At 62.6% G+C, this 15,996-nt stretch carries 15 protein-coding genes; 6 read left to right on the forward strand and 9 right to left on the reverse strand.

The window, feature by feature from the left end:
- Positions 1-16: 16 nt before the first annotated feature.
- Both AB3X95_RS17235 and AB3X95_RS17240 read right to left on the reverse strand, forming a co-directional pair.
- The gene (locus AB3X95_RS17235; protein ID WP_184228549.1) at positions 17-337 is read right to left on the reverse strand and encodes a hypothetical protein; all 321 of its coding nucleotides are present in this window, start codon (positions 335-337) and stop codon (positions 17-19) included.
- A gap of 96 nt (positions 338-433) precedes the next feature.
- The gene (locus tag AB3X95_RS17240; RefSeq protein ID WP_184228548.1) at positions 434-1,381 is read right to left on the reverse strand and encodes a LysR family transcriptional regulator; all 948 of its coding nucleotides are present in this window, start codon (positions 1,379-1,381) and stop codon (positions 434-436) included.
- Between the two features lie 376 nt (positions 1,382-1,757).
- Here AB3X95_RS17240 and oxlT point away from each other — a divergent pair, with 376 nt between their 5' ends.
- The 3 genes from oxlT to AB3X95_RS17255 are packed head-to-tail and all read left to right on the forward strand — an operon-like array spanning position 1,758 to position 5,574.
- The gene (oxlT, locus tag AB3X95_RS17245) at positions 1,758-3,119 is read left to right on the forward strand and encodes an oxalate/formate MFS antiporter (protein ID WP_368621997.1); all 1,362 of its coding nucleotides are present in this window, start codon (positions 1,758-1,760) and stop codon (positions 3,117-3,119) included.
- A gap of 30 nt (positions 3,120-3,149) precedes the next feature.
- On the forward strand, positions 3,150-4,154 hold the full coding sequence (locus tag AB3X95_RS17250; RefSeq protein WP_368621998.1) for a LysR family transcriptional regulator: 1,005 nt from the start codon (positions 3,150-3,152) through the stop codon (positions 4,152-4,154).
- Complete coding sequence (locus AB3X95_RS17255) at positions 4,123-5,574, forward strand: aldehyde dehydrogenase family protein (protein WP_176120708.1); 1,452 nt, start codon at positions 4,123-4,125, stop codon at positions 5,572-5,574. Before AB3X95_RS17250 ends, AB3X95_RS17255 begins: the two co-directional genes overlap by 32 nt.
- Before the next feature lie 77 nt (positions 5,575-5,651).
- Here the strand turns inward: AB3X95_RS17255 and AB3X95_RS17260 are convergent, their stop codons facing one another.
- The 4 genes from AB3X95_RS17260 to AB3X95_RS17275 all read right to left on the reverse strand — a co-directional run bounded on the left by AB3X95_RS17260 (position 5,652) and on the right by AB3X95_RS17275 (position 8,915).
- The gene (locus tag AB3X95_RS17260) at positions 5,652-6,629 is read right to left on the reverse strand and encodes a 2-dehydropantoate 2-reductase (RefSeq protein ID WP_176107661.1); all 978 of its coding nucleotides are present in this window, start codon (positions 6,627-6,629) and stop codon (positions 5,652-5,654) included.
- A 156-nt stretch (positions 6,630-6,785) separates the two neighbouring features.
- The gene (locus AB3X95_RS17265; RefSeq protein WP_176107662.1) at positions 6,786-7,406 is read right to left on the reverse strand and encodes a LysE family translocator; all 621 of its coding nucleotides are present in this window, start codon (positions 7,404-7,406) and stop codon (positions 6,786-6,788) included.
- Between the two features lie 108 nt (positions 7,407-7,514).
- Positions 7,515-8,096 (reverse strand): hypothetical protein, encoded by a 582-nt coding sequence (locus tag AB3X95_RS17270; RefSeq protein ID WP_176120709.1) that lies wholly within the window; start codon positions 8,094-8,096, stop codon positions 7,515-7,517.
- A 177-nt stretch (positions 8,097-8,273) separates the two neighbouring features.
- Complete coding sequence (locus AB3X95_RS17275; RefSeq protein WP_368621999.1) at positions 8,274-8,915, reverse strand: YigZ family protein; 642 nt, start codon at positions 8,913-8,915, stop codon at positions 8,274-8,276.
- Between the two features lie 114 nt (positions 8,916-9,029).
- Between AB3X95_RS17275 and AB3X95_RS17280 the strand changes: the two genes are divergently transcribed.
- Positions 9,030-9,656 carry a LysE family translocator gene (locus AB3X95_RS17280; protein ID WP_013091224.1) on the forward strand — a complete coding sequence of 209 codons (627 nt, stop codon included), beginning with the start codon at positions 9,030-9,032 and terminating at the stop codon, positions 9,654-9,656.
- Between the two features lie 41 nt (positions 9,657-9,697).
- Entirely contained in the window at positions 9,698-10,327 is a 630-nt protein-coding gene (locus AB3X95_RS17285; RefSeq protein ID WP_368622000.1) for a 2-hydroxychromene-2-carboxylate isomerase, read from the forward strand.
- 16 nt (positions 10,328-10,343) lie between these two features.
- Here AB3X95_RS17285 and AB3X95_RS17290 read toward each other — a convergent pair whose 3' ends face one another.
- Positions 10,344-10,598: a DUF2866 domain-containing protein gene (locus tag AB3X95_RS17290; protein WP_013091226.1), complete on the reverse strand. Its 255-nt coding sequence runs from the start codon at positions 10,596-10,598 to the stop codon at positions 10,344-10,346.
- A gap of 344 nt (positions 10,599-10,942) precedes the next feature.
- Between AB3X95_RS17290 and AB3X95_RS17295 the strand changes: the two genes are divergently transcribed.
- Positions 10,943-12,058 carry a DUF484 family protein gene (locus AB3X95_RS17295; protein WP_368622001.1) on the forward strand — a complete coding sequence of 372 codons (1,116 nt, stop codon included), beginning with the start codon at positions 10,943-10,945 and terminating at the stop codon, positions 12,056-12,058.
- Between the two features lie 33 nt (positions 12,059-12,091).
- Here AB3X95_RS17295 and AB3X95_RS17300 read toward each other — a convergent pair whose 3' ends face one another.
- Positions 12,092-13,831, reverse strand: coding sequence for a peptidoglycan D,D-transpeptidase FtsI family protein (locus tag AB3X95_RS17300; protein ID WP_368622002.1), 1,740 nt, complete (start codon positions 13,829-13,831; stop codon positions 12,092-12,094).
- Between the two features lie 323 nt (positions 13,832-14,154).
- The gene (locus tag AB3X95_RS17305; protein ID WP_368622003.1) at positions 14,155-15,696 is read right to left on the reverse strand and encodes a methyl-accepting chemotaxis protein; all 1,542 of its coding nucleotides are present in this window, start codon (positions 15,694-15,696) and stop codon (positions 14,155-14,157) included.
- Positions 15,697-15,996: the final 300 nt, after the last annotated feature.

Raw genomic sequence — 15,996 nt, forward strand, 5'->3', positions numbered from 1 at the left:
GTCTTGTTCAATGCTTCTAGTCACCAACTGCCGCGGCGAATTCGCTGTAGTACTGCGTCTTCCTGTGCAGAATGAGTTGCGCGAGAAAGTCGGCATCGTACGCGCGATGCAGATGGCTGTGATAGCGCTCGATATAAGCGGTGATTCGCGCCAACTCGCCATTGAACTCTTTCAGCATGTCGAGTGTCGCGCGGTCCCAGCGAAACCGCAGCCCGAGATCGCTGAACGCGGCATTGTAGGCGCTCAGATGCGCATCGTCGGGATGGTCCTGGTAATCCGCCGCCGCTGTGCGAGCGTTGCGCGTACTAATACGGGATTCAACCGGAGTGTGGTTCATGATCGGCCTCCTCGGCTCGCAAGTGAGAGAACTCGTTTGCAGCATAGAAGTCGCGATCGATTTGTAATAGTTAAAGTTTTATTGGCTTTCCATAGCTTAAGGCTTATGCACGCTCAGTTCCTTCGCGCGCGTGATCTTTTCGATCAGATTGGCGCCTTCCTCCACGAGGAAGCGTTTGAAGGCGACGGCGACCGGCGGCAGACGTTTGTTCTTCCGATGCACGACGTACCAATTGAGCATGACCGGAAAGCTCTCGACGTCGAGCACGACCAGATGACCCAGTTGCAATTCGAGGCTGATCGTATGGGCGGACAGAAACGCGATGCCCATTCCGGCAATGACCGCCTGCTTGATCGTCTCGGTGCTCTTGATCTCCATCGCGATCTTCAGATTGGACAGTCGGCCGGCAAAACCCTCTTCCATCGAATTCCACGTATCGGAGCCGCGTTCGCGCACGATGAACGCCTCGTTCGCGAGTTGACTGAAGCGGATATTGCGCTTGTGCGCAAGCGGATGAGTGGGCGCCGCGACGATCACGTACGGATGCGGCGCGAACGGTTCATTGGTTGCGTCGGTTTCGTGCGGCGGACGCACCATCACCGCGAGGTCGGTCTGATTGGTCGCCAACTGATGCAGCAGTTCTTCGCGGTTGTGCACCGCGAGATTCAGATCGACACCCGAATAGCGACGCGTGAATTCGGCGAGAAGGCGCGGAAAGAAGTAGTCGCCTGCGCTGATCACGGCGACATTCAGCTTGCCGCCGGAGACGCCCTTCAACTGGCTCATCGCTTCGTCGACTTCATGGAACTGCTGCATGATCGCGCGACTGTAGTGAAGCATTTCGGTGCCGGCCGGCGTCAGATAGATCTTTTTGCCGAGTTGCTCGAACAGAGGCAGCCCCGCATGTTCTTCGAGTTGCCGGACCTGGGTGGAAACGGCTGGCTGAGTCAGATGCAATTCCTCCGCGGCGCGCGAAAAACTCAGGTGGCGCGCCACCGTTTCAAAGACCTTCAGTTGCCGCAGAGTTGCATTGCGCATCGTCATGGTCGATGTATAAGGAAACGTGAATCGACATAATAACAAACTTTAATTATGAGTAATTCAGCAATGACCCTAGCATGAAACCAATAACAAGCCCAATAGCCACTGTAATACGCGGGTTAACGCATAGATATGTGGTGCGGCGGACCCAATAAGCGGGGAATAAGCTGCAATGCTTACCGGCCGAAGCGTGGTTCTGGTCGGAATAAAGCAAGAACTATCATCGAAACGCGGGTTCGGGGGATTGGCGGAAAAGCATGAAAGCATCGACTTCGAGGTTTCCCGAATAGCGAAGTTCTCGGGCCATAACGATAAGGCGGGACGCATCCAGCGCGGCGCGTAAGCCGGCTGCACTAAATAAATAGTGGAGACAAGGCTCATGGACAATCTCACCCAGCAATCGACGACGGGTATGTCATGGCGTAACCGATGGTCGCAATTGGTCATCGGCATGATATGCATGGCGCTGGTGGCGAATCTGCAATATGCGTGGACGTTATTCGTGGCTCCGATGCATGCGCGGCATAACTGGAGCGAGGCGTCGATCCAGCTCGCGTTCTCGATCTTCATTCTGACCGAGACGTGGCTCGTGCCGTTCGAGGGCTGGCTCGTCGATCGATTCGGGCCGCGCCCGGTTGTGGCAGGCGGCGCGCTATGCGCGGGTTTGTCGTGGATTCTCAATTCGTATGCGACGACGCTCGGCATGTTGTATTTCGCCGCGGTGATTGGCGGCATAGGCGCGGGCGGCGTGTACGGAACATGTGTCGGCAATGCGCTCAAATGGTTTCCCGACCGGCGCGGTCTCGCCGCTGGTTTGACGGCCGCGGGCTTTGGCGCGGGTGCGGCGCTGACGGTGATTCCGATTGCAAACATGATTACGCGCCGCGGCTATGAAGAGACGTTCCTGTTCTTCGGCATCGTGCAAGGCGTCAGCATTCTGCTGCTCGCGATGCTCCTGACGCGGCCGATCTTGCGTCAGGCAGGGGTACGCAAGAGCCGCTTCGCGGTGTCGAAAGTCGATTTCACGTCGCGACAGATGATCAAAACGCCAGTGTTCTGGGTGATCTACGCGTCCTTCGTCGCGGTCGCGGCGGGTGGTTTGATGGCGACCGCACAGATCGGCCCGATCGCGAAAGACTGGGGCATAGCGCGCATTCCGATGTCGGCCTTCGGCCTGACGTTGCCGCTGCTGACTCTCACGCTGTCGATCGACAATATCTTCAACGGCTTGACGCGTCCGCTGTGCGGCTTCATTTCCGACAAGATCGGCCGTGAAAACACGATGTTCGTGATCTTCATCGGCGAGGGACTCGCGTTGCTCGGCATGATGCAGTTCGGCAGCAATCCATATGCCTTCATGGTCTTTGCCGCGCTGATCTTCCTGTTCTGGGGCGAGATCTTCTCGATCTTCCCGGCGACGTGCGCGGATACGTTCGGCAGCAAGTATGCGGCCGCCAATGCAGGCACGCTGTACACCGCGAAGGGTACGGCCTCGTTGCTGGTGCCGATCGCGTCGGTACTCGCGGCGACGGGCGGCTGGAACCTCGTCTTCATCGTTTCCGCCGTCATCACGATCGCAGCGGGCATTTCCGCGAAGTTCATCCTCGAGCCGATGCGCACGCGCTGGATCGAATCGCACGATGAACCTCAGGGCGCGCTGGCCGTCGCAGGTCATGGCAATGGCAATGGCAATGGCAATGCGTCGAGAATGAGTCACTGGCCGGAACAATCCGGCGAATGACGTGAGCGTCGCGCGCCCGGAACCGACGCCATGAATGTTTCGTTGCAGCAGCTCAAGGTATTCGTCGCGGTCGCGCGCGAGCGCAGTTTCACGCGCGCGGCGCGCGAGTTCGATCTGACGCAGTCGGCCATCAGCCGTTGTGTGCGTGAACTGGAAGACGCAGTTGAATTGAAGCTATTCGATCGCACGACACGCCAGGTCGAACTGACGAATGCGGGTGCGAGTCTCGAGAGAAGAATCGCCCGGCTGCTCGAAGAAATCGAATTGACGCTGCTCGAAGAGCGCGCTGCTTACGACGGACACACGGGCGTCGTGTTATTCGCGAGTAATCCGGTGTTGTCGACGGGCTGGGTGCCGCGTGCTTTGGCGCAGTGCGCGTCGGTTTATCCCGAACTGGTCGTGTCGGTCAAGGATCAGCCTCAATGCAGCGTACTGGCCAGTGTCGAGCAGGGTGAAGTGGATTTCGGCGCAATCTGCGTGACCGCACCCGTCGATAGTCCTCTCTTACATGCTCAGGTACTTTTCACTACGCCACTGCATGCGGTGCTTCCATCCGTACATCCGCTAGCCCAGAACGACAGCATCGAATGGCACGCGTTGCGCGATTGTCCGCTGATCACGCTGAATGCCGATACCGGCGTGCGTGCCGCGCTCGAACCCGTACTCGCCGCGAACGAATTGAAGCGCCGGCCGATGCAGGAACTCGGACACGTCGCGGCGGTAGCGCGCATGGTCGAATTGGGACTGGGTGTCGGCGTATTGCCTGTCGATGCGCATTGGCCTTCGCCGGGCGCTTCGTTGGTGAGTCGTCCGCTGGTTCCCGAAACGACATTGACGACGGTACTCATGCACCGCAGAAACCGCTCGCTTCGTCCCAATGCGGCTGCTGCGTGGGCGCAGTTCGTCGCATCGACGACCGGTCACGCGGAGGAAGTGCCTGCCGCGGCATTCGATCGATGCGCCGCCAGTCAGCCACATAACGTCCTACTCAAGGAGCTTCATGATGGATATCCAGTCCGACCTCAGGCAACATGATCTGTTGATCGACGGCAAGCGCATGCCGCCAGGCACCGGCGAATATTCCGTCGATATCAACCCCGCGACCGAAGAACCGATCGCGCTGGTCGCGCAAGGCAGCGCCGCCGACGTCGATGCCGCGGTGCGCGCGGCGCGCAGCGCATTGAAGGTATGGAACTCGATTCGCGCCGCCGAACGCGGCCGCATCCTGCAACGGCTCGCGGGTCTGATGCGCGAGAACATGGAAGAACTCACCGCGCTCGAAAGTCTCGACTGCGGCAAGCCGATTGCCGCGGTGATGCGTCAGGACGTGCCCGCCGCGATCGATACCGTCGAATACTACGCAGGCTGGTGCGACAAGATCAACGGCCAGGTGGTGCCGACGCGTCCCGATGCATTGACCTATACGCTGCGCGAACCGGTCGGCGTGGTCGCTGCAATCGTGCCATGGAATTTTCCGCTGATGATCGGCATGTGGAAGATCGCGCCCGCGCTCGCATGCGGTTGCACGCTGATCGTCAAGCCTGCCGAGATCACGCCGCTCACCGCGTTGCGCATCGGCGAGCTGGCGCTCGAAGCGGGCGTGCCGCCGGGCGTGCTCAATATCGTCACCGGCAAGGGTAGTGTGGTGGGCGACGCGCTGGTGTCGCATCCCGGTATCGACAAGGTCACGTTCACCGGTTCGCCTTCGGTCGGACGAGGCATCCTGCAGGGCGCGGCGGGCAACTTCAAACGCGTGACGCTGGAGCTCGGCGGCAAGTCGGCCAACGTGATCTTTGCCGACGCGAATCTCGACAATGCGGTGCGTGCCGCAGCGTCGGGCGTGTTCTTCAATACGGGGCAAGTGTGCTCCGCTGGGTCGCGGATACTCGCGCATCGTGACGTGTATGACGAAGTGGTCGAGCGTCTGGCTACGCGCGCGAAGTCGATCAAGGTCGGCGATCCGTCGCTGCGCGAAACGTCGATGGGACCGCTGATTTCGGCCGCGCAGATGAAAACCGTATTGAGCTATGTCGACACAGGTCGCTCGGAAGGCGCGTCGCTCGTGACGGGTGGCGCGCGCGTCGGCAATCGCGGCTTTTTCGTCGAGCCCACCGTGTTCGCGAATGTCGAGCACGAGATGCGCATTTCGCAGGAAGAAATCTTTGGGCCCGTGGCAAGCGTGATTCGGTTCGATGACGAAGCGGACGCGGTCCGCATCGCCAATGGCACATCGTATAGTCTCGCGGCCGGCGTATGGAGCGCTGACCTGAGCCGCGTGCATCGCGTGGCGCGCGACCTGAAGGCGGGCACGGTGTGGATCAATACTTACGGCTATACGGATGTGCGTTTGCCGTGGGGTGGTGCCGGCGATTCGGGCTTCGGTCGCGAGCACGGCGATGTCGCGATCGAGAATTTCACTGAACCGAAAGCGGTGTGGGTGGCGATCGATCAATAGCGGCGAATGTGAAAAAGGATCGGATGCATGGCATCCGATCCTTTGAGTCGTGGTGCAAGACGAAAATGAGTATCTGGTCAATTACCCTGTAATGCCATCTTCTCGCGCAATTTGATCAGTGCGAGTACGACGTCGATGGTGGGTGTCGGTTCGGCAACGAGTCGGCCCATTTCCTGCACGACGGTCAGCAAAGGATCGATTTCCATCGGCCTGCGGTTCTCGAGATCGACGAGCGTCGACGTCTTGTGCGCACCGACCGCGCCCGCGCCATCAATACGCCTTTCCACGTCGACACGAAAGTGCACGCCGAACTGTTCCGCGATTCGCTTCGCTTCGAGCATCATCGTGCGTGAAACCGCCCGCGTGCCCGGGTCGCTCGTGAGGACATCGAGCGTTGCATGCGTCAATGCGCTAATCGGGTTGAAGCACAGATTGCCCCACAGCTTGAGCCAGATCTCGTCGCGAATGTTGTCGCGAATCGGCGCTTCGAAGCCGGCTGCCTGCATGATTTCGTGCAATTGCTGAATGCGCGGGGTGCGTTCGCCACTCGGTTCGCCGATCGGGAACTTCTTGCCGTACACGTGCTTGATCACCCCCGGTTCGACGATTTCCGCCGCCGGATAGAGTACGCAGCCAATCGCGCGCTCGGGTCCGAGCTTGGTCCATTGCGAACCGTCGGGGTCGACGCTCGCAAGGCGAGTCCCGGCAAAGCGTCCGCCATGCTGATAGAAGTACCAATAGGGAATGCCGTTGACGCCGGTAACGATCGCCGTGTGCTTGCCGAGCAGTGGCTGCATCGAATCGACCACGCCCGGCAGCGAATGCGCCTTCAGCGTGACGATGACCACGTCCTGAACGCCGAGTTCGCTTGGATCTGAAGTGCAGCGCACCGGCGCGCTGAATGTTTCGCCATCCATGATGAGGCGCGCGCCGTGCTCACGCATGGCCGCCAGATGCGGGCCGCGCGCAATGAAGCTGACGTCCGCGCCGGCGCGCGCCAATTGCACGCCCATTAAACCGCCAATCGCTCCCGCTCCGAAGATGCAGATCTTCATGATGTCGCTCCGTGACGATGAAAAAGCCGTTCGCCCAATGCCGCATTGCACCACTTCGCGGCCGGTCACGGTTCGAGCATAAGGTGGAGCAACGAAAGCTGATAGTTAAAGTTTCTCCGCCGATGTATTAGCTATTCGTTATGAAAAGGCCCCGCCTCAGGCGCGCCGAACCAGCAGAAAACTCACGCCGATCGCAGCGAGAAAGCCGCCGCAGCAGCGATTGAACCAGCGGCGGATCTTCGCGCGCATCAGCCACTTGCCGAGATACATACCGGCCCACGAATACAGGGCGATCGCGACCCATTCGAGTACCAGGAAGCTCGCGCCGAGCGCGGCGAATTGCGGCAGTATCGGTTGCGCGACGTCGACGAATTGCGGCAGAAACGCGGTAAAAACCAGAATTGCCTTCGGATTGCCGGCCGCGACGAAGAACTCGTGCCGCGCAATGCGCGTGAGCGCGGCTTCCTGGGGTTGCGATGTATCGATGGCGGGCGCGTCGCTGCGCCACAACTGGACCGCGAGCCAGATCAGATAAGCGGCGCCCGCGAGTTTGATCGTCAGAAAGATCCACTCGGACGCATGCAGCACGACGGCGAGACCGGTCGCGGCGAGCGCCAGCATCATCGCGAAGGCGAGCAGCCGGCCGCTGCCGCCGACGAATGCCTTGATGAAGCCATGCCGTGCGGCGACGTTGATCGAAAGCAGGTTATTGGGCCCGGGTGCGAGGTTGATGGCAAAGCAGGCGGGCAAGAAGAATAGCCAGGCGGTAAGGGACATGACGGCTGCATTCCGAACGGGAGATCACGATGCATCGCGCGGAGGATCGCGCGCGATGCGTTACCGGGATTGTAGCGAAACCGCGCCGCGCTTCCGCCGGCCGCGTGTTCAGTTCACCGCCTTGATAAAGCCAGGGTCGCCGATCAATGTATCGACGCTGAGCTTGACCGTGTCTTCGATCGCGATCGTGTTGCTGGTGAATTTCGGCGACTTCTGCTTCACGGTGCGCGTGGTCGTGTACATGACTTTCTGGGTCGCCGCATCGACGACCACGTAGTGCATCTTCAGTGTCCACAGCGCCGGCGAGCGCTTATCGTCCACCGTGAAGGCTTCGATGCTGCCGCTGAGCACGCGCTTGTTGTCGTCGATCCGGAAACCGGCCACTCGCAGACTGTTCGCGACGCCATTGCGCACGACCAGGCTGACCTCGTCCTTCAAGACGAGCCCGGTCATCCCGGTGTTTTCGATGCGGTTCGGGGAGACATGACCGTCGCGCGCGGGCAGATACGCGAAGTCGCTTGCAGGGGCGACGCTGAGCGAGCCCGTGCCGTGGGTCTTCGGGTGCGTCGCGCTGGCGCTGCTGTTCAGGCCGAACCATGACCACGAGCACGCGGACAACAGCGTGGGCAGCAGCACGGCGCCGCAGCCCTTGAGCACGACGGATCTCAACGGCGAACGCGCAGCAGCCATGCGGGAGAAAGCGGCGGTCGAAGTCAGAGGAGTTGCCCTTTTAAGTAAAGTCAGCCCGGTGAAGAACAGCATGGTAGCAGCGAACCTTGCGTCTGGCTGGCTAGCCCGGCCATCATAACGGGCCGCAATTGCGATGGACATCGGGACAACGCCCGAAGGGCGTTCGACCGCTGCCGCTCAGAAAAAGCCCGCCTTTCCCTGCGTGATATCGGTCAACGTTGCCTTGGCGCCGTCGAGCGCATTGGCGGGCAGGCGCATCGTCATCTTCACCAGCATGCCGTAGGCGCTGTCCACCAGTGCATAGCCTTCGGCGTCCATCCAACGACGGACTTTGGCTTCGTCCGCATAACTGACTTCGACGCTCAGCGAAACCTGGGCAATCCTCTCGACGCGCGGCGCGTCGAGCAGCGCGGACGCGATCGCATCGGTGTACGCGCGCACCAGACCGCCCGCGCCGAGCTTCACACCGCCGTAATAGCGCACGACGGCCGCGAGCACGCCATCCAGATCGTGATGCCGCAGCACTTCGAGAATCGGCCGACCGGCGGTGCCGGACGGTTCGCCGTCGTCGGACATGCCGGATTGGCCGCCCGCGAGCAGCGCCCAGCATACATGCCTCGCGGCCGGATGTTCGTCGCGCAGACGCTGCAATTCGGCCATCGCGGCATCGCGATCGGCGACCGGGAGCGCATACGCGATGAAGCGGCTCTTGCGAATCTCGAGTTCCGCGCTCAGCGGCGCGGGCAGGGTATAGGTCGGCAAGGCGGAAACGTCGGTGGATGAAAGAAAGCACGCGGTACGCGCCGCGATGTCCGACATGGTAACGGATCGTCCATGCGAGCGAGGCGCCGAGGGCAGGTTCGCGGGTTCGACTACAATGGTCCGCTGAACGCGCGCCCATCATTTCGATGCTGCGCATCGCGAGGAGACGACATGCTCGACCTATCCACGTTGGGGACTTTCGTTGCCGTCGTGCTCGGGCTCTTTCTGATTCCTGGCCCGGCCGTGCTGCTGGTTTTGACGCGCACCATGCACGGTGGACGCAAGGCCGGCATTCTGACCGGTCTCGGCATCGCAGCCGGCGATTTCGTGCACACGCTGGGCGCCGCGGTTGGCCTCTCCGCGCTGCTGATGACGTCCGCGCTCGCGTTCAATGCGGTGAAATTCGTCGGTGCCGCGTATCTCGTCTATCTGGGCATTCGCGCGTTGCGCGAAAAGCAGGCGAGTGCGCATCTGCCGGTCGTCGCGCCGGTGTCGGGTTCGAAGGCGTTCTTGCAGGCGATTCCCGCCGAAGTGCTGAACCCGAAGACCGCGCTGTTTTTCCTCGCGTTTCTGCCGCAATTCGTACGGCCCGAGCATGGCTCGACGTTCCTGCAGTTCGCGACGCTCGGGCTGATTTTCGTTGCCATGAGCGCGCTTTACACGACGCTGATCGTCCTGACGATGCGGCCATTGGGCAAACTCGTGAAGCGTTTGACGTGGTTGACGCGCTGGCAGAACAAGCTCATCGGCGTACTGTTCATTTCGCTCGGCCTGCGCGTGGCGGTGCAAACACGCTGAGTGCGGATGCGCGACTGGCACGCGCGATTCAGGAGACCGCGATGAATGAAGGCTCAACCTCGACGGCGCGCGCGATCGAGTTCTGGTTCGACTTCGGCAGCAACTACAGCTATCTGAGCATGATGCGGGTCGAAGCGTTGGCGGCCGCGCGCAACGTGACGATCGTCTGGCGGCCGTTTCTGCTCGGCCCGGTATTTCGCCAGCTTGGGTTCGAGAACTCGCCCTTCGTATTGCAGAAAGAAAAAGGCGCATACGTGTGGAAAGACATGGAGCGTCAATGCCGCAAATACGGCCTTGCGCTCACGCGTCCCAGCACGTTTCCGCGCGCGGCGCTTCTCGCGATGCGCATCGCGCTGCTGGGTGCGAACGAGCCGTGGATCGGCGCCTGGTGCCGCCAGGTCATGCAGTTGAATTTCGTCGGCGACCGCGACATCGGCTCGATCGACGTCGTCAGCGAAGCGCTCGACTCGCTTGGCTTACCCGTGCAGAGCGTGATCGACGCCGCGCAAAGCGACGCGAACAAGCTCCGTTTGCGCGAGCAGACCGAACGGGCCATCAGCAAGGGCATCTTCGGTGCGCCGACGTTTTTTGTCGGCGGCGAGATGTTCTGGGGAAACGACAGGCTGGAGGACGCGTTGGACTACTGCGACACGATCGCGGCGCGCCAATGAACGTCGAACGGAGCGCTCAATCAGCCTGCTGACAGAAGCGCCGGCCCGGGACATGAGAGACCACGGCCTGGGCAATTTCGAGTGGAGTACTTTCGGCGGGAACGACGCGGCGGCTCGATTCGGGCTCGTGCTTCATCGTCCATTCGACGAGCCGGTATGAACGGCCCCAAGGCTGTTGCAGCGGATCGGAGACCTTGCAGGAATGAATCTGGCGAGTCCATTGATGGCCGGGCATCGCACGCAGGTGTTCGACTACCATCTCTTCAACCATGATTTACCTCCTTCTTCTTGTGCGCGGGACCATGCTCGGCCGCGTCTTCGGCACCCTTCAAGAAAAAACGCCGCCGATGTTCTGGCGGCTCAACAGGGGATGAAGTACATACTTGCAGCGAACAATTAAGCGAAACTTAAGAACCGCAATCATTACGCAAACGGATCTCGCAGCGTGTAAGCGAGTGCAAGCGAATGCAAGCGAGCGTTGACAACGGTGGGCGCGCACGCTCGCATGCCGGCCGACGCGTCGCGAGCCTGCCCTCAAGACCCCGGCGGATCGGCCGTTATCAGTAGAGTTGGGGCGTCGACCCCGTTCGCCTTCAGGGCCGCCTTGCCGATACCGTGACGAAACTCGCCCAAACGCCGCTTTCCGAGCGCCTTCGCTCGCTCGTCGACACCGTGCAGCACAACGAGCGCACGTTGCGGCGCTTCCAGAACGTCGAGTTGCATTTGATCGGCGCGCAGGATTTCGCGTCGTTTCTCGATACCTTGTTCAGCCATCTGCCGCGCGAGTTCGCTCTCGCGAACGTGGTGCTGTGGCTCGACGACCGCGCGCCGATGCTGCTCGAACTGCTCGAGCCGGGCAACCTGCAAGCGCTCGGTCATGCGCAGCTGAAGACCTCGCGCGAGGGTGGTCTCATCGCGCGGTCTTTGTGCGAACACGATCGGCCGTGGCTCGGCCGCCCTGGCGAGCTCGACGGCGACGCGCGCCGCGCGTTCTTCGGCGCCGTGCCGGCCCTGGTGCCGGCCAGCGCGATCCTGCTGCCGCTCGCCGCGGACAAGAACGTCAGCGGCTATCTATGCCTCGGCAGCGACGACCCCGCGCGCTTCGGCGCGGGCATGGCCACCGACATCCTGGAGCGCTTCGCGAGCATCGTCGCCGCGAGTCTCGACAACGTCGCGCATCGCGAGCGGCTCAAGCAACTCGGCATGACCGATGCGCTGACCGGCCTCGCGAATCGCCGCTATTTCGACGAGCGGCTGCGCGAGGAGTTGATGCGCGCGGTCCGTTATCGCGCGCCGGTCGCGTGTCTGTTCATCGATATCGACGGTTTCAAACGCATCAACGATAGCCACGGCCATCAGATCGGCGACCGCGCGCTCGCGGCGGTGGCGGCCTGCGTGCGACAGCAGGTGCGCCTTGGCGACACCGTCGCGCGCTATGGCGGCGAGGAGTTCGCCGCGCTGCTGCAAGGCGATCGCAGCGACGCGCTGACCGTCGCCGAGCGCGTGCGGCGGGCAGTCGAGAATCTCGACGTGCGCGGCGTGCACGGCGAGCGCATCGCGTTGTCGGTGTCGATCGGCGTGGCTGCACGCGTGGTCGCGGGCAGCCCGGCCGACGCGATGTCGCTGGGTCAGGCGATGATGGACGAGGCCGATCGCGCGATGTATCAGGCCAAGCGCAACGGCCGCAATCGCATCGAGACGCACGCTGATGCGCTCGATGAGCAGGGCTGAGCGAGCGGCGCCAACCCCAACACAAACTGCGCGTCACACTCCGGCCGCATCCGGCGGCACCCCGAGCAGCTGCAATGCGCCGCCCATCACGCCGCTGAACACCGGTCCGGCGACCGTACCGCCATAGAACGCCTTGCCGGCCGGGTCGTCGATCATCACGGCGACGATCAGGTGCGGATCGCTCATCGGCGCCATACCGACGAACAGCGCGCGGTAGCGATTCGGCGCGTAGCCCGCGCCGATCTGCTTGCGCGCGGTGCCGGTCTTGCCGCCGACGCGATAACCCGCCACGCTCGCGGCGCGTCCGGTGCCGCCATCGCCCGTTGCCATTTCGAGCATGTTGCGGATCGCGCGCGCGGTGCCGGGCGTCGTGACCGGTTCGCTGCGAGCGGCGAACGACGTCGGCTCATCCGCATCGCGCGGCTCGCGCAGCAGGCTCACGCGCCGCAGCGTGCCGTCGCCGGCATAGGCGGTGTAGACCTGCGCGATTTGCAGCAGCGATACCGACAGCCCGTAGCCATACGCCATCGTGGCCTGCTCGATCGGGCGCCAGCGGCCATATGGCCGCAGCTTGCCGGCGGCCACGCCGGGGAAGGGCAGCTCGGGCTTCATGCCGAGCCCGTATTGCTGGTACTTGGTCCAGATCGTTTCGGCCGGCAGGTTCAGCGCGAGTTTCGCGAGCGCGATATTGCTCGACTTCTGCACCGCCTCGGCGACTGTCATCGCGCCGTGATTCGACGTGTCGTGAATCACGGCCGGGCCGATCCGATACCAGCCTGGCGCGGTATCGATGATGCTTTGCGGCCGCACCTTGCCTTCGTCGATCGATAGCGCGACGACGAGCGGCTTGATCGTCGAGCCCGGCTCGAACGTGTCGATCACCGCGCGGTTGCGCAGTTGCCGGCCGGACAGGTGCGTGCGGTCGTTCGGATCGAAGCTCGGGTAGTTGGCGAGCGCGAGGATCTCGCCGTTGCGCGCATCGAGCACGACCACGCTGCCCGCTTCGGCGCGGTGCTCCGCGATCGCGGCTTTGAGTTGCGTATACGCGAGTTGCTGGATGCGCCGGTCGATCGTCAGCTGGATCGTCGCGCCGTTGCGCGCGGGCACGAGCGGCCGCGTCTCCGAGATCACGCGGCCGAGCCGGTCGCGAATCACCTCGCGCTGGCCCGGCACACCTTGCAGCTGCGCGTTGGCGGCGAGCTCGACGCCTTCCTGGCCGTTGTCCTCGATGTCGGTAAAGCCGACCACGTGCGCGGCCGACTCGCCCTCGGGATAAAAGCGTTTGGTGTCGGCGACCTGCGTGATGCCGGCGAGCCCGAGTCGGGACAGATGCTCGGCGGTGTCGGCATCGAGCTGGCGCTTGAGCAGCACGAAGCTGCGCTCGCCGTTCAGACGCCTGCGCAGTTCCGCGGGCGGCAGATCGAGCAGCCTGGCGAGCGGCGCGAACGCGCTTTCGTCGACGAGCTTCGGCGTGGCCCAGATTTCGTACGTCGCGAGACTGACCGCGAGCATCGAACCATTGCGATCGACGATCCGGCCGCGCGTCGCATCGAGTTCGAGCAGGCGCTGATAGCGCTTCTGCCCCTGGTCGACGTAGAAGTCCTGATTCACGACCTGCACCCAGAACGCACGGGCGGCGAGCGTCGCGAACGCGGCGAACACGAGCAGCACGATGAACTTCGAGCGCCACGCGGGCAGCCGCGCATCGAGCAGCGGGTTCTTCGCGGCTAACGCATAAGGATCGGGTGACGGAGGTTTTTTCTGGCGGATCATGGCGGCGGGCAGCGGACGTTACGTACCTTCGATTGAACAGGGCCGCCAAGACCACGTGGCCTGGCGGCAAGGACTTTCGCTGGGCCGAGTGTAAACAAAACGTAATTTAAATGCGAGGAGTGTGAAAGGCGAAGTGTTTGTCTTCGAGCAACCGCTAGCCGAGCCGAAGCTCAAAAACGAAAAGCCGCGCGGACTTGCAAATTCCGCGCGGCTGATTCGTTCGATTGATGCGTCGACTCCGACGCGGCGTGTTGATGAGGCGCTCCCTGCCTGTGGAGCGCCTTCTTTTTATGCGCGCCCGTCGCGGGCGCGGCGCAGAAGCGTCAAGCCGGCAACGCGAAACTCGCAATCGCGTCGCGCAACACGCCGACCTGATCCTTGAGCGAATGCGCGGCGGCCGCGGCCTCTTCGACCAGTGCCGCGTTCTGCTGCGTGACCTGGTCCATCTCGCCGACCGCGCGATTGACCTGCTCGATGCCCGCGCTCTGCTCGCGCGACGCGTGGCTGATCTCTTCGAGAATTTCGTTGACGCGCCGCACCGACTGCACGATCTCGCCCATCGTCGCGCCCGCGTTGGCGACCAGCGACGCGCCGGTCTCGACGGTATCGGTCGAGGTTTCGATCAGCGCCTTGATCTCCTTGGCGGCCGTCGCCGAGCGCTGCGCGAGGCTGCGCACTTCGGCCGCGACCACCGCGAAGCCGCGGCCCTGTTCGCCGGCGCGGGCCGCTTCGACGGCCGCGTTCAGCGCGAGGATATTGGTCTGGAACGCAATGCCGTCGATCACGCCGATGATGTCGCCGATCTGCCGCGAGCTTGCGGTAATCTCGCCCATCGTGCGCACCACGTCGTCGACCACGCGGCTGCCGCGCGTCGCGACGTTCGCGGCGTCGCTCGCGAGTTGCGCGGCCTGGCTCGCGCTGTCCGCGTTCTGCTTCACGTTGACCGTCATCTGATCCATGCTCGACGCGGTTTGCACGAGCGCCGCCGCCTGCTCCTCGGTGCGCTGCGACAGGTTGGTGTTGCCCGCGGCGATTTCGTTCGCGCCGACGTTGATGTTCTCGGTGCCCTGGCGCACGCGCGAGACCGTGTCGACGAGTCCCGCCTGCATCGTGCGCAGCGCATGCAGCAGGCTGCTGTTGTCGTGCGGCGCGATCGACACCGGCGTCGCGAGATTGCCCTGCGCCATCAGCCGCGCATGCTTGACCGCCGCTTCGAGTTCGCCGCCGAGCGAGCGGCGGATGCTGCGCAGCACGACCAGCATCACGACCGTGGAGAGCGCGCCGAGTGCGACCGTGATCGCCAGCCAGCGCAGCAGGTTGCGGTAGAACGCGCTTTGCACGTCGTCCATATACATGCCGGTCACGAGGTACCAGTCCCATGGCGCGAAGTGCATCGAGTAGCTGGTCTTCGCGACCGGCTGCTCGCTGCCCGGTTTGGCCCACAGATAGTCGACGAAGCCGCCGCCGTCGTGATTGCCTGCGTTGACGATATCGACGAACAGATGATTGCCGGCCGGATCGGCGAACTGTGCGAGGTTCTTGCCGATCAGTTCGGGCTTGAACGGATGCATCAGCATGACCGGCTGAGAGTCGTTGATGGACAGGTAGCCGTCCTTGCCGTAGCGCATCGCGCCGAGCGTCGCGAGCGCCTGTTTTTTCGCGTCGTCCTCGGACAGCGCGTGCTGCTGCGCGAGCGCGTAGTAATGGGCGGTGACGTGGTTGGCCTCTTCGATCAGCGAGCGCAATTGCTCGCGTCGGTCCGCGATCATCGACGCGCGGTTCTGCCACGCGCCGAACGCGCCGATCAGGATCAGGCCAACCCACAGCACGGCGATCATCGACGTCAGTTTTCGGTTCAGAGTCATAGCGAGGGGAATGGGATTTCTGGCCTTAGGGTCTAGTGGTTTGCGGTCGGATGCCGCTCGCTGTGTTAACGGCGGGAAATGGTGTTGGTCGAGGCAGGGGAAACCCTCTGTTTTACATCGCCATTCATCTGATTAATAAGCGGATTTATTGAGCGTTTTAGCGGCGCTGGTATGCGCGCAATTCGAAAAAAGGCATTTGCGAAGTATTCGCGAATCTGAATTAACTGGCGATTTGCGATAAAGCGCAGGGCATTGAAAAATGCGCACGAAAATCGACATAAAAACGGCCAGCACGAAGGG

The sequence above is a fragment of the Paraburkholderia sp. BR13444 genome, assembly GCF_040948755.1.
In the GTDB taxonomy this organism is placed as follows: Bacteria; Pseudomonadota; Gammaproteobacteria; order Burkholderiales; family Burkholderiaceae; genus Paraburkholderia; species Paraburkholderia youngii.

What these genes read in the sequence shown, in the direction of transcription:
- AB3X95_RS17260 (WP_176107661.1), bottom strand. Translation starts at nt 6,629, where the DNA reads ATGAAGATCTGCATCTTCGGAGCGGGAGCGATTGGCGGTTTAATGGGC.
- AB3X95_RS17285 (WP_368622000.1), top strand. Translation starts at nt 9,698, where the DNA reads ATGAATGAAGGCTCAACCTCGACGGCGCGCGCGATCGAGTTCTGGTTC.
- AB3X95_RS17250 (WP_368621998.1), top strand. Translation starts at nt 3,150, where the DNA reads ATGAATGTTTCGTTGCAGCAGCTCAAGGTATTCGTCGCGGTCGCGCGC.
- AB3X95_RS17235 (WP_184228549.1), bottom strand. Translation starts at nt 337, where the DNA reads ATGAACCACACTCCGGTTGAATCCCGTATTAGTACGCGCAACGCTCGC.
- AB3X95_RS17265 (WP_176107662.1), bottom strand. Translation starts at nt 7,406, where the DNA reads ATGTCCCTTACCGCCTGGCTATTCTTCTTGCCCGCCTGCTTTGCCATC.
- AB3X95_RS17240 (WP_184228548.1), bottom strand. Translation starts at nt 1,381, where the DNA reads ATGACGATGCGCAATGCAACTCTGCGGCAACTGAAGGTCTTTGAAACG.
- AB3X95_RS17255 (WP_176120708.1), top strand. Translation starts at nt 4,123, where the DNA reads ATGGATATCCAGTCCGACCTCAGGCAACATGATCTGTTGATCGACGGC.
- AB3X95_RS17305 (WP_368622003.1), bottom strand. Translation starts at nt 15,696, where the DNA reads ATGACTCTGAACCGAAAACTGACGTCGATGATCGCCGTGCTGTGGGTT.
- AB3X95_RS17275 (WP_368621999.1), bottom strand. Translation starts at nt 8,915, where the DNA reads ATGTCGGACATCGCGGCGCGTACCGCGTGCTTTCTTTCATCCACCGAC.
- AB3X95_RS17270 (WP_176120709.1), bottom strand. Translation starts at nt 8,096, where the DNA reads ATGGCTGCTGCGCGTTCGCCGTTGAGATCCGTCGTGCTCAAGGGCTGC.
- oxlT (WP_368621997.1), top strand. Translation starts at nt 1,758, where the DNA reads ATGGACAATCTCACCCAGCAATCGACGACGGGTATGTCATGGCGTAAC.
- AB3X95_RS17280 (WP_013091224.1), top strand. Translation starts at nt 9,030, where the DNA reads ATGCTCGACCTATCCACGTTGGGGACTTTCGTTGCCGTCGTGCTCGGG.
- AB3X95_RS17290 (WP_013091226.1), bottom strand. Translation starts at nt 10,598, where the DNA reads ATGGTTGAAGAGATGGTAGTCGAACACCTGCGTGCGATGCCCGGCCAT.
- AB3X95_RS17300 (WP_368622002.1), bottom strand. Translation starts at nt 13,831, where the DNA reads ATGATCCGCCAGAAAAAACCTCCGTCACCCGATCCTTATGCGTTAGCC.